The organism is Paenibacillus lignilyticus, from assembly GCF_017942085.1.
GTDB lineage: Bacteria > Bacillota > Bacilli > Paenibacillales > Paenibacillaceae > Paenibacillus_Z > Paenibacillus_Z lignilyticus.
Genome location: NZ_JAGKSP010000001.1, coordinates 773,375 through 788,392, shown reverse-complemented (window position 1 = coordinate 788,392; position 15,018 = coordinate 773,375). Strand labels below are relative to the sequence as shown.

At 50.0% G+C, this 15,018-nt stretch carries 11 protein-coding genes; all 11 read left to right on the top strand.

The genetic code is table 11. The features are described 5' to 3' along the window. The first annotated feature begins 7 nt into the window (after window positions 1–7). The 11 genes from I8J30_RS03400 to I8J30_RS03350 all read left to right on the top strand — a co-directional run bounded on the left by I8J30_RS03400 (window position 8) and on the right by I8J30_RS03350 (window position 15,010). Window positions 8–301: a hypothetical protein gene (locus I8J30_RS03400; protein ID WP_210655359.1), complete on the top strand. Its 294-nt coding sequence runs from the start codon at window positions 8–10 to the stop codon at window positions 299–301. Beyond that, a complete protein-coding gene (locus I8J30_RS03395) occupies window positions 298–1,062 on the top strand; it encodes an SDR family NAD(P)-dependent oxidoreductase (protein ID WP_240547760.1) in 765 nt (254 codons plus the stop codon). Before I8J30_RS03400 ends, I8J30_RS03395 begins: the two co-directional genes overlap by 4 nt. Window positions 1,063–2,161: 1,099 nt before the next feature. After that, window positions 2,162–2,995, top strand: coding sequence for a phytanoyl-CoA dioxygenase family protein (locus tag I8J30_RS03390; protein WP_210655357.1), 834 nt, complete (start codon window positions 2,162–2,164; stop codon window positions 2,993–2,995). 19 nt (window positions 2,996–3,014) lie between these two features. Then, window positions 3,015–4,091 carry a Gfo/Idh/MocA family protein gene (locus I8J30_RS03385; protein WP_210655355.1) on the top strand — a complete coding sequence of 359 codons (1,077 nt, stop codon included), beginning with the start codon at window positions 3,015–3,017 and terminating at the stop codon, window positions 4,089–4,091. 2 nt (window positions 4,092–4,093) lie between these two features. Beyond that, complete coding sequence (locus tag I8J30_RS03380) at window positions 4,094–4,903, top strand: sugar phosphate isomerase/epimerase family protein (protein ID WP_210655353.1); 810 nt, start codon at window positions 4,094–4,096, stop codon at window positions 4,901–4,903. 14 nt (window positions 4,904–4,917) lie between these two features. Continuing rightward, complete coding sequence (gene bglX, locus I8J30_RS03375) at window positions 4,918–7,059, top strand: beta-glucosidase BglX (RefSeq protein WP_240547759.1); 2,142 nt, start codon at window positions 4,918–4,920, stop codon at window positions 7,057–7,059. A gap of 348 nt (window positions 7,060–7,407) precedes the next feature. Continuing rightward, a complete protein-coding gene (locus I8J30_RS03370) occupies window positions 7,408–8,454 on the top strand; it encodes a LacI family DNA-binding transcriptional regulator (protein WP_240547758.1) in 1,047 nt (348 codons plus the stop codon). Between the two features lie 96 nt (window positions 8,455–8,550). Beyond that, complete coding sequence (locus I8J30_RS03365) at window positions 8,551–9,993, top strand: extracellular solute-binding protein (protein WP_210655351.1); 1,443 nt, start codon at window positions 8,551–8,553, stop codon at window positions 9,991–9,993. Between the two features lie 66 nt (window positions 9,994–10,059). Beyond that, complete coding sequence (locus I8J30_RS03360) at window positions 10,060–13,185, top strand: extracellular solute-binding protein (RefSeq protein WP_210655349.1); 3,126 nt, start codon at window positions 10,060–10,062, stop codon at window positions 13,183–13,185. Continuing rightward, the gene (locus I8J30_RS03355) at window positions 13,182–14,087 is read left to right on the top strand and encodes a carbohydrate ABC transporter permease (RefSeq protein WP_210655347.1); all 906 of its coding nucleotides are present in this window, start codon (window positions 13,182–13,184) and stop codon (window positions 14,085–14,087) included. The genes I8J30_RS03360 and I8J30_RS03355 overlap by 4 nt, the downstream gene beginning before the upstream one ends. 41 nt (window positions 14,088–14,128) lie before the next feature. Continuing rightward, complete coding sequence (locus I8J30_RS03350; protein ID WP_091213980.1) at window positions 14,129–15,010, top strand: carbohydrate ABC transporter permease; 882 nt, start codon at window positions 14,129–14,131, stop codon at window positions 15,008–15,010. The last annotated feature ends 8 nt before the right edge of the window (window positions 15,011–15,018 follow it).

Sequence of the window (15,018 nt, the reverse complement as noted above, 5' to 3'; positions counted from 1 at the left end):
ACGAACGATGAACATTACGATTATTCACGCAGCGATGACACATGACAAGGAAAATGGCTACAAAGGAAACGTCCAATTCGAGGTCGAAGGCCATAAACATCCCTACGAAATTACGCTTCAGCTGAACAGTCTGCGCGGAACGACATGGGATTACAGCTTGTTATTCGCGAAAGAACCCGGCTCCGAGGAGCAAATCAATGCCGTTGAAGCCGCCATCGAACAGGATGATGATCTGTTTGACAGCCTGATTGACGCCGCAGCGGCAACCTTGCCGGAAGAAGAAGAGGAGGCACAGTCATGATTGGAATCGATCTGACCGGGCGCACCGCGCTCGTAACCGGGGCAACCGGAGAACTAGGCAGAGTTATGGTTCGCACAATAGCTGCTTGCGGGGCGGATGTTGCGATTCATTATAACAGTAACGAGGGACAAGCCCTGGAGTTGCAGAAAGAAATCATCGCCACCGGCAGACGCGCTGCTATTGTCCAAGCAGATATTACGAATTTGGATGCCATTGTTGCCATGAGAGACAAAGTGAACGCAGAGCTGGGCCATGTGGATATCGTGGTCGCGAATGCCGTCATTCAATATGGCTGGACATCGATTCTGGAGCAGGCGCCTGAGGATTATCGCGGCCAGTTTGAATCCTGCGTGATGCAAAGCGTATACCTGGCAAAAGCTTTTGCACCGGCCATGATTGAGAAACAAGCAGGCCGGTTCATCGGCATCAACACCGAATGTGCGATGCAAAACTTCGAAACCCAATCCGCTTATGTGGCTGGCAAACGGGGTATGGACGGCGTTTATCGGATTCTGGCCAAGGAGATTGGCAGACATCAGATTACGGTTAACCAAGTTGCTCCGGGGTGGACGATTTCGGACCGCGACCGTGCGAACGGGACAGAGCGCAATGAAGGTTATGAGAAAAGCGTAGCATTGAAGCGGAGAGGAACCGATCAGGATATTGCGAACACTGTCGCATACCTGGCTTCCGATCTGGCCGGATTCATTACCGGTGCTTATATTCCCGTTTGCGGCGGAAACGTCATGCCAGCAATCTAAAGAACTAATTCTTCTAAGTCATGTTCGAGACGAAGACCATCCTGAGCAGGGATGGTCTTTTGGTGTTGTTTCCCGGCCGACCGGCGGATTGAGGTCATGATGGATAAGTTCTAACGAATCGTACGAGGCTTATTTGTACCAAAATAGCTGCAAAAAAATTCTAACGAATCGTAGAAGCCTTATTTAGGGGTTTTTAGGTGAATTGGAGCTGATTTTCCCCAAATAAGACCTGTACGATTCGTTAGAATCACCAAGCCCCGAATTTCGGTTAAATAAGACCTGTACGATTCGTTAGAATTTCGAAACATGTTGAAAGTGGAACGTGGAAGGTTGAGTGCGTGGAAGGTGGACTACCGAAAGATATGAGTTACCGAATGTGTAAATGTTGGATGCCAAACTGCATGTAAGGTGGGATGCGGATTGATGTGAGTTACCGAAAGTGTAAATGTTGGATGCTAAATTGTGTGGAATGCGGAATGCGGAATGCGGACCACGGATTCTGTATGTGCGGGGATCGTGGAATGCTACAACGTAACGTATCCTAGAGGCACTATTCGAGGGTTTTTGGTCGTTTTTACATCAAATATAAGCTGTAGGGTTCGTTACCCTTCATTTTTCTCCTCCATTCGCTGCATCTCATCAGTTGCCAACATCCTGCCTTGTGAAGTAAGATAACGCTTTCAGGAGTTGATAGTCGCTCATCAGTGAAATTGTTTCTGAAATCGGCGCTCTAAACGACTTCCTCGCACCTGCTAATTGCGGTCAATTATGGCCGTCTTAATTTCTATTTGTCGAAACGTTTCACTTAGCGGCAAAAACATGTATATTATTCATAGGGAGCTGACAGCGTCATGGTAGGTCCGATTTGGGCTGGTCCATTCTGCTTGTCAATTTTCGGAAGGTTATGACGATGTGAGAATTGCTGCTTCGTCTAAGAAATGAAGCTCTATCTTGTTAGTTCCGCATATCTGCAGTTTCGGATGTCGATGCTAATCGAGGGATAAAATGGCTTCCGGCTTTTGCCCCGGTACTTATCTGATTGGAATCGTTGGCTAACCGCCATTGATCTTATACAACACATCTAAAGGAGTCGATTGCTATGAGAATCAAATTGACAGAGCAAGAATTGGCAACTGGGCAGCTTAACCCGGAAACATTGGAGACAGCAGCTGAGCAAGTGAAAGTTAATGGCTATATTTTGTTTGAGAAAGTGCTGAGCGACGAGAAAATCAAAACCATCCGTGACTCATTCGATCCGATCTTCGACGAGTATATCGACAAACGCGGTTACAACACAGGTACCAACCGTGCGCAAATGTTCCTGCCTTTCATGGCGCCGTTCAATGACAGTGAAGTTATTGCTCACCCGATTGTAATGAGCGTTATCGAGAAAGTGCTCGGCAGAGGCTTCCACTGTTCTTATTTTGCATCCGATACACCTATGCCAGGCTCTGATTATCAAGCTGTTCACTGCGACATTATGCCGTTGTTCCCAGAGCTTACTGTTCCGCTTCCGGCGTTCAGCCTTGTTGTGAACATTCCGCTTGTTGATGTAAACGAAGTGAACGGTCCGCTTGAAATATGGCCGGGCGGTACGCACCTGAATCCGGACAATGCGAACCACGATACACTTGATGGCAGCATCAACCCGAACCTGCACATCGTCCGCGCAGCAGAAGGCATGCTTTCGGAGAAAGTGTTCATGCCTGCAGGCTCCATCGTTATCCGCGACATTCGTATGTGGCACCGCGGCACGCCGAACCGTTCTGACGATCGCCGTACGAACCTGGCTATGATCTTCAACCGTCACTGGTACAATTCCAGCACACATACTCCAATTCCGCGCGAAACCTATGATGCGATGACTGCGAAGGAAAAAGAGGTTTACCGTAACTTCCGCATTGGTCAACCAGTAGCAATGCCTTGGGAATAGGAAGGGGACTCGCTCAATCATGCGATTCTATTTAATTGGGGCCGGTGTCATTAACCGGACCCACGCTGAAGCGATTTACAAGATCGAAGGCGAAGAAGTCATTGAAATCAAAGTTGCGGATCCGAACCCAGCGGCGCTTGCGAGCTTCGCTGAGCGATTCCCGCAAGTTACAACATTTACCGATGCTAAGGAAATGCTGAACGAGGAGCCGCGTGAAGACGATATCGTAATCGTCGGCACGCCTCCATTTACGCATTTTCCATTGTCGCGAATGGCGCTGGAATCCGGACGTCATACGCTTTGCGAGAAACCGTTAGTGATGAATCGCGAAGAAGCAGAAGCGCTGCTTGAAATCGCCAAAGCGAATAACCGCATGCTCGGCTGCTGCAGTGTGCGTTTCTTGCAGGTACCGAAGACGGATGAAGTGAAACGCATTTTGAATTCGGGCGAGCTCGGCGATGTATACAAAATTTCATTCGTCTTCCGCGGTCAACGCGGTCGTCCCGGTATTGAGCATCAACCCGAGAGCCGTTGGTTCTTGGATAAATCCAAAGCCGCCGGCGGCATCGTCATGGACTGGGGTCCTTATGATTTCACGCTTCTGAATGATATGCTGCAGCCGGTGAGCGTTGAGGTTGCTTCTGCTTGGACAGCGAAGCCGGAAACCGACATTGATCCCAAGGATGTCGTATATGACATCGAAGGTCACGTAGGCGCTATGCTGAAATTCCAGCAAGCCAGCGGCAAATCGGTCTGGGTCCAATACGAGCGTGCTTCCTGTACGCATGGCGAACCGTATTACACGGTCGAAATCGAAGGCACGAATGGCGCAGTCAAATGGTCGCCGTACTTCGAGACCGACCAAGTTCTGGTTAAATCGGACAAGAATGGTGAAGTTATAACTAACGAAAATACGATTCCGTACGAAGGTCAGATCGGTTACATGGACCACCCGATTCACTTCTTCTACCAGAAAGTGAAAGGCCAGCAGTCGCCAGCGGTAGTGAACGAGCAGGCTGTCTTCAATTTCTTGTGTTTACAATCGATCTATGATGCTGCTGCAAGTCAACAGGCAGTTGTTCTGAGGAGGAAATAAGCATGATTACGAATAAAGGCTTCTCCACGGGGCTCTATGGCTACCAGTGTGAATATTGGAAGGATGGCAAAGATCCGTCCATGGAAGAAATTTTCCGCAACTGCGCGGAAGCAGGCATGAATGCGCTTGAGCTGGATCCAACTCCGGAGCTGGCAGCATTGGCAAAACAATTCGGTTTAGCGATTTCCGGTGCATACGTTGGTTTGCAGCTGCATGAACCGTTCGAAACGTTGAACATTGAAGAAACGGTTATACCTGTCGCTAAGCGTGTAGTGGAAGCAGGCGGAACGGATCTCGTCATTAATGCCGATCCGAAGGGCGGCTGGGATGCTCCGCAGGCGAAGACGGAAGAAGAATTCAAGCAAATCGGCGACAATTTGTCCCGCATCGCGGCAGCTGTCAGCGGTCTTGGTCTTAAAGTCAGCTTGCACAACCATGCTTCGGACAAACACAATGCGGAAGGCGATCTGCGTGCCGTTATCGAGTACGCAAGCCAAGAAGTAGGTCTGTGCGTTGATACGGGCTGGGCGCACGTTGCAGGTTTGAACCCTGTGGAAATGATTCGGACGTATTCGGATCGGATTTACGCCTTCCACTTCCGCAATCAGAACGGACGCATCTACAGCGAGGATTTGACTGTTGGTGACATCGATATGAAACGGGTGCTGCAAGCGGTATCCGACATCGATTATAAAGGCTGGCTGACATTCGAGCTGGTGCATGAGGAAGGCACGGGCGCGAAGAGTACTCTCGCGGAAGCGACTGCCAAGTCGATTGCCTATCTGAAGTCTTGCATCGCGGATATCGAATAGAAAGGCGGCTTACTATGGATAGCAACGTAAAGAAAACCCCATTCCGGCTGGATGCGGAGAAGGAAGCCGCTATCGAGTCGCTGCTTGAGCAGATGACGCTGCAGGAGAAAATCGGCCAACTGACGCAGCTGGGTACATTTGACGAAGAGTCCGATGGCGAGCTGATTGAAGAAGGCATGGTGGGCTCCATTCTTGGCGTTCGCGGAGCGGACACGGTCAATGAGCTGCAGCGTATTGCGATTGAAGAGTCCAGACTGGGTATTCCGCTGCTGTTCGCGGATGACGTCATTCACGGCTATCGGTCGACTTTCCCGATTCCGCTTGCAGAGGTTTCCAGCTGGAATCCGGAGCTGCTGGAAGAAACGGCAGCGATTGCGGCACGTGAAGCTTCATCGGACGGCATCAACTGGATTCTTGCGCCGATGGTGGATATCGCCCGCGACGCAAGATGGGGAAGAATCGCGGAAGGAGCAGGGGAAGATACCTACCTGGCTTCTTCCGTTGCCAGAGCTCGCGTTAGAGGGATTCAGCGAAATGATTGGACGGATCGGCCGCATGTAATGGCTTGTCCGAAGCATTTCGCCGCATACGGACTTGCGGAAGGCGGCCGCGACTACAACACGGTCGACGTGTCGGAGACGCGGATGCGCGAAACGTATTTCCCGCCGTTTCAAGCGGCGCTCGATGCCGGCGCAGGCACGATTATGGCGGCATTCAATGAAATAAACGGGGTGCCGGCTTCCGGCAACCGCTGGTTGCTCAAGGACGTGCTGCAGGATGAGTGGGGCTTTAAAGGTTTCGTCGTCAGCGACTGGGAATCCGTAGATGAGCTTGTCCAGCATGGCTATGCCGCAACCCGTGAGCAAGCCGGCCTGCAAGCGATCAAAGCAGGCATGCACATGGACATGCACTCCCTTATCTATCATGAGCATCTGGCTGCGTTGATTGAGAAAGGCGAGGTTAACGAGAGCGAGATTGATGATGCCGTTCGCCGTATTCTGCGTGTGAAGCATCAGCTTGGCCTGTTCACGCATCCTTATGTAGACAATAAATTGGCAGGCACCTTTATGCTGCATGCCGAGCACATGGAAACCGCGCGTGAAATGGCGCGTCAATCGATCGTGCTGCTTAAGAACGAGAACGACACGCTTCCGCTCAAGCCGTCTGTCCGCAAGCTGGCGGTTATCGGTCCGTTTGCCGATGATCGCGAGGCACAGCTGGGCTGCTGGCGCGGACAAGGAAGACCTGAAGATGTCATCACCGTATTGGCAGGCATACGGGCACTTGCTCATCAGCATCAAACCGAAGTTGTGTATGCACGGGGCTCAGGCGTGCTGGACGGCACCGCTGAAGAGCTCGAGCAAGCGGTATCGGCTGCGGTCAGCAGTGATATCGCCATACTTGTAGTAGGCGAGAATGCGGATATGAGCGGCGAGAACAACAGCCGCGTATCGCTAGATATCCCGGCATGCCAGCAGAAGCTGCTTGAAGCCATTCATGCGACCGGCGTTCCGGTTGTCGTAGTTCTTGCTAACGGACGTCCGCTTACGCTGGAGTGGGCGGATGCGAATATTCCGGCTATCGTTGAAGCTTGGCAGCTCGGCGTGCAAGCAGGCCCGGCGATCGCCGACATTCTGTTTGGCGCAGCAAGCCCAAGCGGCAAGCTGCCTGTCACGTTCCCGAGACATGCCGGCCAAGTGCCAATCTACTATAACGCGAAGAAAACCGGCAGACCGCATATGAGACGTTATGTCGATGCCGATATCACACCGTTGTACCCGTTCGGTCATGGTCTGACGTACACAAGCTTCAGCTATGAAGAGCTGCAGATCGAGCAAGCCGAGCTTCCGCTTGGCCAAACGCTGAACGTATCTGCTAAGGTGCAAAATACGGGAACTCGCGAAGGTGTCGAAATCGTACAGCTGTATATATGCGATGAGGCAGCAAGCGTGACTAGACCTGTGAAAGAGCTAAAGGGCTTCCGCAGAATTACGCTGCAAGCCGGCGAAAGCACGACCGTTTCGTTCCAGCTGGCGAAAGAAGAGCTCGGTTTTATTAATCAAGAGCATCAATTCGTGGTAGAGCCAGGGAAGTTTAAGCTCTGGATCGGCCCAAGCAGTGCGGAAGGTTTGGAAGGGCAATTCGAAGTCATTTAATTCATCTTTCGGAAAACCCCCGATATTTCGGGGGTTTTTCCATTTTCTATCGAATCGTTTCGACTCTGTTAGATATTAATTTGGGAATCCAACCCAAGAACTAACAAATTCCTAACAAAAAAAAGATCAATTTTATCTGTTGAAAGCCTTTTCACTTCCAAAAATCTGTGCTATTATGTGTTTGTGAAACGTTTCTACGAGTGAAAAGGGTAGTTCTTTAAATAAATATCCCCTCTATGACTGTGAATTTAAGTTTGAGCGCTGATGAGTAATGTAAGCGTTTCATATGGGGGAATTTTACTTTATTCTTTCGAAACGTTTCAACAGGCTGAACCAGAGGTGGAATTGATGATGGCTGCTACGATCAAAGATGTTGCAAAAATGGCCGGAGTTGCCGTATCAACTGTTTCTTACGCACTGAATAACTCACCGAAGATAAGTGAGGAAACGCGAAAGAAAGTCATTCGAGCCGCAGAAGAGTTAAGCTATCGGCCAAGCGGCGCGGCACGAAATTTGAAGAAGCGCAAGAGTGAAACGATCGGACTGTTCCTGAATGATTTGGGCGGACCTTTCTATAGTCAAGTCATCGAAGGGGTACAGGAAGTTGTTGCCTCGCATGATTACAATCTCATTGTTTGCAGTACATATGGCGGTGAGAACAGCTCGGCCAATCGGTTTCTGAGAGAAAAGTTCGTGGATGGCGCCATTATTATGGGTACAGCGATTCCGGACAGTTTAATTCTTCAGGTAGCGGCTGAGTCATTCCCGATCGTCGTACTCGACCGAGAGCTTAAGAGCGATTACGTACACAGCGTGCTAATCACGAACGAACAAGGCGCTTATGATGCGGTTACGCATCTCATTAAATTGGGGCGCCGAAGAATTGAATTCCTTAGCGGGCCGCTCGCAGCGTACGACAATTCCAAACGCTATGACGGCTACAAGCGCGCACTAACGGAACATAGCTTGCATGTCCCGCCGAAGATCAGCCTGCAAGGGCGTTACTTGGAAGCCGGCGGCTATCAGACGGTGAAGGTCATGATGGCATGCAAACGACTGCCGGACGCCATCTTCGCAGCGAATGATGAAATGGCGATAGGCGCTATGCGAGCGCTTCGCGAAGGAGGCATTCGAGTGCCGGAGGATGTTGCCGTCGTAGGTTTTGACAACATTAGTTTTGGACCGTTCGTTCGACCTTCGTTAACGACAATCGGCCATTCTAAATATGAAATGGGAGCGATTGCCACACAGCTCGTGTTCAATGTGCAGAAGGAAGAGAACTCCATCTTGCTTCCTACACAGCTGGTCATTCGTCAATCCTGTGGATTCAAAGGCACTCACAATGAGAACGAAGAAAGCTATATATTCCATGAAGGGAGGCGAAACCAGGGTTAACCGGGCAGTAAAGGAGCAAGTCAAGCTTGATTGTGTTTATGGGGAAGTCGACTAAGAATCACCAAATCTACATTCACGAGCTGGGGGAGAATTGGAATGAAAAAGTCAATTAGCATGTTGCTTCTAATGGTACTGGCTGTATCGTTTGTACTTGCCGGCTGCGGCAGCAGCAGCAACAATGCGAACAACACAGCAACGAACACGAATACGGGCAACACAACAGAGACCAATAATACGGCGACAAACACGACTACGGAGCCAGCAGAAGAGCCGGCTGCGGAAGAGCCTGCGGCAACGGATGAAGTTGTAACGATCACATACGGAACTTGGGGCGATAAAGCAGACAACGGTGCTGAGATGAAACGTATCAAAGCATTCGAAGCCGCTCACCCGAACATTAAAGTAGTAATCGATAAATCGATGGATTGGCCTTGGGATGAGAAATTGGCAGCTGCAGCAGCGGCTAACAAACTTCCCGACGTAACTTGGTTGTTTAACGTGCCTCTCGCTGTAGGCAGCGGCTGGCTTGAAGATTTGACTCCTTATCTGGAACAGGATCCTGATTTTGCTCCTGATAAAATTTACGGCAACTTGGCCGACACGGGTAAATATAACGGCAAGCAGTTTGCATTGCCGCACGGACTCTTCTCATGGGGCGTCTACATCAACAAAGATTTGTTTGCAAAAGCGAATATTCCAATTCCTAGCGCTAACTGGACCGTTTCTGATCTCGAGGATATTTCCAAAAAGCTTACGAATTTTAACGAACAGCAATTCGGTATAGATGGCGCAGCGGGCATGGCTGACGTATTGATCCCTAACATCGATAATACGCTGGGCGCTTCGACATGGGACGGCACGCAGTATAACTACACAAACCCGGCATGGGCGCAAGCCGTTAACTGGGCAACGAACTTCGGTATGAAAGACAAATCGTCGCTTCAAAGCTACAAGAAAGAACAAAAAGACAAATGGTACGGCAAAGACATCAGCGGCTTCAACATCGGTAAAGTCGGTATGGTGTTCGATGCAACTTGGAGCTTGACTTGGTACAAACAAAACTTGAAATTCAACTGGGATATCCTTCCGGTTCCGGGCTATGACGGTCAACAACAAAAAGCCGGACTCGTTACGGATTATGCAGGTGTAACGAAGAGCTCGAAACATAAGAAAGAAGCAGTCGAGTTCCTGAAATGGATGACTTATTCCAAAGACGGCTGGTTGGCACGTATTAAAGACGAGTCTCCGCTGGCTTCCATGCCGCTTGTTAACGATCCAACTGTATGGGAAGCATGGTTGGCGCAAGACTTCGTAACGCCGGGCGTTAAAGATATCGTAAAATCGATCCCAACCGGCGTGCTTGAAACATTCAAATACCAACCGGGCTTTGCAGACTTCACAGCCAAAGTGAAAGACAAGTACAACGAGAAGTTCCAAAAAGGCGAAGCAAGACCGGAAGACGTGGCTGCTGAGCTTCAAGAGAAATCGATGGAGTACTACAACAACGCAATGGCTAAAATTACCGAAGCAACAAAATAAAAGCAAGTAATCACAATTTTTCCTCCCCTCTTAGGGGAGGAAAAATTGTTCTACTGGGGTGAAAGCATGAAGTTCAAACCATTATTAGCTGCAATTATATTTGTTTCGCTCCTGGCGACAACAGTACCTGTATCCTTCGATGGTCGTTCCATCGCGCAGGCTGATGAGGCTGCTGCGCCAGACAAAGATAAACAAGATAATGACGATATTTTGGATGGTTTATTTGGCGGTGGCGGCAGCGAAATTTCTTCGGGTGCCGGCAAGCAGGACGAAGTAAAGGATACGGCAGGCGACGAGGAAGAAGACTCCCCTGTCAAGAAGGTCGTAGAGGATGCCTACAGCGACGTGCTCAAAGCATGGCAGGCCAAAGGGATCAAAGACGCGGCAACGGATATCATTATTCATCCTAATCAATTTGTAACGCCGAACGGCAAGGCTTCATTGACTTCGGATTCGAACGGCTACGATGAGCCGGTGTTTTCATGGACAGATGACTTGAATGCGATCGATTTGAATGTAACTGCGCCTCAAGATGGGCTCTATCAAATTAAAATCGACTATTACTCGACATCGGATAAAATTATTCCGATTGAGCGGGCTATTGAAGTAAACGGAACATATCCGTTTTTCGAATCCAGAAGAGTTGTGCTTCCGAAGCTGTGGACAGATGAAAACGCGACATTCGACCGAGATGCGCTCGGGAATGAGACGCCGGCAAGCCAGAAGCAAATTAAGCAATGGCAAACGGCTCCATTGATGGATGCGAGTTATTTCACGGCGGAACCGCTGCGGTTCTATCTGAAACAAGGCACGAACAACATCAAACTTATGAATTTGCGCGAAGCGGCACTAATTGGCCGAATCGTCATTTCTTCTCCGGAGGTACTGCCGCAGTACGAGCAATATGCGAAAGCAAACAGCTTGTCTAAAGCAGACTCATCCATCATTGTCGTGGAAGCCGAGCATCCGATTTCGAAATCGGAGCCGTCGATTCGCGCGATTGCAAGCGGAGATGCAACTGTTGTTCCTCATAGAGACGGCAAAGTCACGTTAAATACACTCGGTGGAGAAACGATTGCAACCAGCGGAAACGCCGAAGAGAACGAGCAGGCGTGGCAAGTGGGCGGACAGCGGGCTACTTGGAAAGTGAAAGTCGATAAGGCGGGCTCTTACCAACTGGCATTCAAGTATTTGCAGACTGGCAAAACGAGCATGCCCGTATATCGCACTTTAATGATAGATGGCAAAGTGCCATTCAAAGAAGTGAATGAGTACGCCTTCCCGTACACGGATGAGTGGCGTAACGAGGTCTTGTCAGGCAAAGACGGCAAAGCGTATCAATTCGCGCTTACAGCGGGAGAACATGAAATTTCGCTCCGCGCCGACGCTGCTCCTTATGGACAAGTCATTCAAACGATTAAGAATGTCATGTGGGATATTAACACCTTGGCGCTAGAGATTAAGATGGCGACCGGCAATACGATGGACGTGAATCGGGACTGGGACATTACGAAGCAGATGCCTGATTTGCCGCAGAAGCTGGAAGGCTTCGCCTCGATTCTGCGCAAGCAATACGGCGCGCTGAAAAAGCTTGCGGGCGCTAATCCGGACCAAGCGAGTAATTTGCTCGTTGCGGCGGAAACGCTGGAGCGCATGTCGAAGGAACCGGAGAAAATTCCGTATCAATTTAACCGACTGTCCGAAGGTTCAGGCTCTGTGCTGCAGACGCTCGGTGTCATTAACACGAAGCTGCCAAGACAGCCGCTCCAGCTGGATCGGTTCTATATTTATTCGGACAGCAAGCTGCCAAGCGAGAAGGCGAGTTTCTTCAAATCGTTATGGAACAGCATCGGCGCGTTCTTCAAATCGTTCACGCGCGACTACTCCAAAGTAAACGCCGACGATAAGGACGCCGTGCAAGTATGGGTAAACCGTTCGCGTCAGAACGTGACCCAGATGCAGCAGCTGATCAATCAAGAATTCACGAAGAAAACAGGCATTAAAGTAACGCTCTCCATTATGCCGGACGAAGGAAAGCTTGTGCTTGCCAGCGCTGCCGGCAATGCGCCTGACGCGGCACTTGGCGTCAGCAACTACATTCCTTTCCGCCTTGCCGCGCGCGGAGCGTTAGCGGACATGAATCAATTCGAAGGCTTTGACGACGTGCAGAAACGGTTCTCGCCGGGTGCGCTGGTTCCGGTCACTTTCGATCAAAAGCTGTATGCATTACCGGAAACGCAAAGCTTCTGGGTGCTGTTCTACCGGAAGGATATTCTCGATGCGCTGAATATTCCCGTACCCGATACGATGGACGAGGTAAAACAAATCCTGCCGGAGCTGCAGCGTTTCGGGATGAACTTCTACCTGCCGCTGTCGCAAACGGGCGGATTCAAGCCTTATAACAACACCGTTCCGTTTATTTATCAAACAGGCGGCAAGCTGTACACCGATGATGGCCTCCGCACCGCGATCGATCAGGATGAGGCATTGGCGGGATTAAAGCAAATGACGGACATGTTTACGGTATACAGCGTTCCGCTTCAGGTACCGAGCTTCTATAACCAGTTCCGCGACGGAAGCTTGCCGATCGGTATTGCTGATGTCTCTACTTATATCCAACTGACAGCGGCGGCTCCCGAGCTTGCCGGTTGGTGGAAAATCGCTCCTTACCCCGGCGTTAAAGGCAAGGACGGCGTCGTAAACCGGACTGCTCCGGGAACGGGCGCTACAGCGATTATGTTCAACAGCAGCAAGAAGAAAGACAACACGTGGGAGTTCCTGAAATGGTGGACCTCCGAAGAGGCTCAAGTTCGCTTCGGTAACAATCTGGAAGCGATCTATGGTCCGACTTACAAGTGGAATACGGCCAACGTAGAAGCGTTCAGCCAGCTTTCCTGGCCGAAGGAAGATATTGAAGTCATTCAAGAGCAATGGAAATGGCTATGGGATATTCCGCGCTTCTTCGGCGATTACATGGTCGAGCGGGAAATAAGCGACGCTTGGAACAAAGTCGTCTTCGACGGCTACAATGCGCGAAGGGCGATGGAAGACGCCGTCATTAACGGCAATCGCGAAATTAAGAAACAGCTTACGGATTTCGGTTATCTCAAGAACGGTAAAGTTGTCAAACCGTTACATGTGCCGATGATGCCGAATATGTCAGACATGGCCAAACGAGGTGATGAAAAGTGAAGCCTGCGACTGCAAAAGCCATAAAAAACGAATTTAACGCCTTTGTATTTATTAGTCCGTTTTTTATCATTTTTTCACTGCTTGTCGTAGTTCCGGTCGTTTCCGCCATTTACTTGTCGTTTACCGATTTCAACTCGATCCAAACGCCTAAGTTTATCGGACTGACCAACTATGTAAACCTGATTACGCAAGATAATGCCTTCATGATGTTCGTCTTGCCCAACACGCTTAAATTTGCGCTTCTGGTCGGCCCTGGAGGATATTTATTATCCTTCTGGCTCGCCTGGCTGCTGGCGCAAATTCCGAAGAAGTCACGTACCGTTATCGCATTGGCGATCTATTCGCCATCGCTCACGGCAGCGGTAGCGATGGCTGTCGTGTGGCTCGTTATTTTCAGCGGTAATGCTTCCGGTTATTTGAATCACTTTTTAATGAGTCTGGCGATTATCAACGAGCCGATTCAGTGGACACAATCGCCGCATTATCTGATGCCGATCATGGTGACCGTATCGCTCTGGAACAGTATGGGCGTCGGCTTCCTGGCGATGCTCGCAGGTATCCTCAACATTAACGGCGAGATGTACGAAGCCGGCTATATCGATGGCATTCGCAACCGTCTTCAAGAGGTATGGTACATTACCATTCCGAGCATGAAGCCGCAAATGCTCTTCGGGGCCGTTATGGCTGTCGTCGGCACATTCCAGGCCGGAGCCATTGGCGTGCAGCTCTCAGGCGCCAATCCTACGCCGCAAAATGCCGGGCAGCTCATGATCAATCATATCGAGGACTACGGTTTCCTGCGCTATGACATGGGTTACGCTTCTGCGGTTTCCGTCGTCTTGCTCATTATTGTTTACGGATTTTCTAAACTGTGCTGGCGCTTGTTCGGCGACTCCGACTAAGTCCGCAGTGTATCACGAATTGGGAGAAGGTGATTGCGTAAATGGCTTCTTTTCATAGTAATAAAATCAATCCGGATCGGTTCAGCTTCGGGCAATGGAAATTCTTTCTCTTCCTCGTATCGCTGTCCGTGTTTATGATCTTGCCGATTATATTTATTTTCTCTCAGGCGCTTAAGCCTGTAGACGAACTGTTTCTATATCCGCCGAAGCTGTTTGTTCAGCATCCGACGTGGAGTAACTTCGCAACACTGTTCAGCGTCGGCGACGTTTCGGCGGTGCCGAAGACGAAATATTTGTTCAACAGCATCCTTGTGACAGGCTCGGTCGTCTTCCTGTCCATCGTGATCTGTTCGATGACAGGGTTCGCGTTGTCCAAAAAAGAATTCAAGATGAAGAAGGTCGTCTTCGAGGTTAACATCATCGCGCTGATGTTTGTACCGGCAGCGGTAACGATTCCGCGCTACTTGGTCATCGAGAAGCTCGGGCTGACGGATAACTTCCTAGGTCATATCTTGCCGATGCTTTCCTTGCCGGTAGGCGTGTTCCTGGTCAAGCAATTCGTCGATCAAATCCCGAATGCGCTCATCGAGGCAGCGCAGCTTGACGGAGCGAACGATTATTACGTATTCCGCAAGCTCGTTATTCCGATGATTATGCCGGCGCTTGCGACCGTTGCGATTCTATCGTTCCAATTGGCTTGGAACAATGCGGAAACCTCTTCGTTATTCATGAGCAAAGAAACGCTGAAGACGTTCGCTTTCTACATGAGTACGCTGACGACGACTACCGCGATGGAAAATAATATTGCCGGTCAAGGGATGGCAGCGGCGGCAGCGCTTCTGATGTTTATTCCGAACTTGGCCATCTTCATATTCATGCAAAGCAAAGTAATGGATACGATGGCGCATTCCGGTTTGAAGTGAGGAGGAGA

Bases quoted from the DNA above. Each gene is read 5' to 3' on its own strand.
- I8J30_RS03400 (WP_210655359.1), top strand. From the start codon at position 8: ATGAACATTACGATTATTCACGCAGCGATGACACATGACAAGGAAAAT.
- I8J30_RS03395 (WP_240547760.1), top strand. From the start codon at position 298: ATGATTGGAATCGATCTGACCGGGCGCACCGCGCTCGTAACCGGGGCA.
- I8J30_RS03390 (WP_210655357.1), top strand. From the start codon at position 2,162: ATGAGAATCAAATTGACAGAGCAAGAATTGGCAACTGGGCAGCTTAAC.
- I8J30_RS03385 (WP_210655355.1), top strand. From the start codon at position 3,015: ATGCGATTCTATTTAATTGGGGCCGGTGTCATTAACCGGACCCACGCT.
- I8J30_RS03380 (WP_210655353.1), top strand. From the start codon at position 4,094: ATGATTACGAATAAAGGCTTCTCCACGGGGCTCTATGGCTACCAGTGT.
- bglX (WP_240547759.1), top strand. From the start codon at position 4,918: ATGGATAGCAACGTAAAGAAAACCCCATTCCGGCTGGATGCGGAGAAG.
- I8J30_RS03370 (WP_240547758.1), top strand. From the start codon at position 7,408: ATGATGGCTGCTACGATCAAAGATGTTGCAAAAATGGCCGGAGTTGCC.
- I8J30_RS03365 (WP_210655351.1), top strand. From the start codon at position 8,551: ATGAAAAAGTCAATTAGCATGTTGCTTCTAATGGTACTGGCTGTATCG.
- I8J30_RS03360 (WP_210655349.1), top strand. From the start codon at position 10,060: ATGAAGTTCAAACCATTATTAGCTGCAATTATATTTGTTTCGCTCCTG.
- I8J30_RS03350 (WP_091213980.1), top strand. From the start codon at position 14,129: ATGGCTTCTTTTCATAGTAATAAAATCAATCCGGATCGGTTCAGCTTC.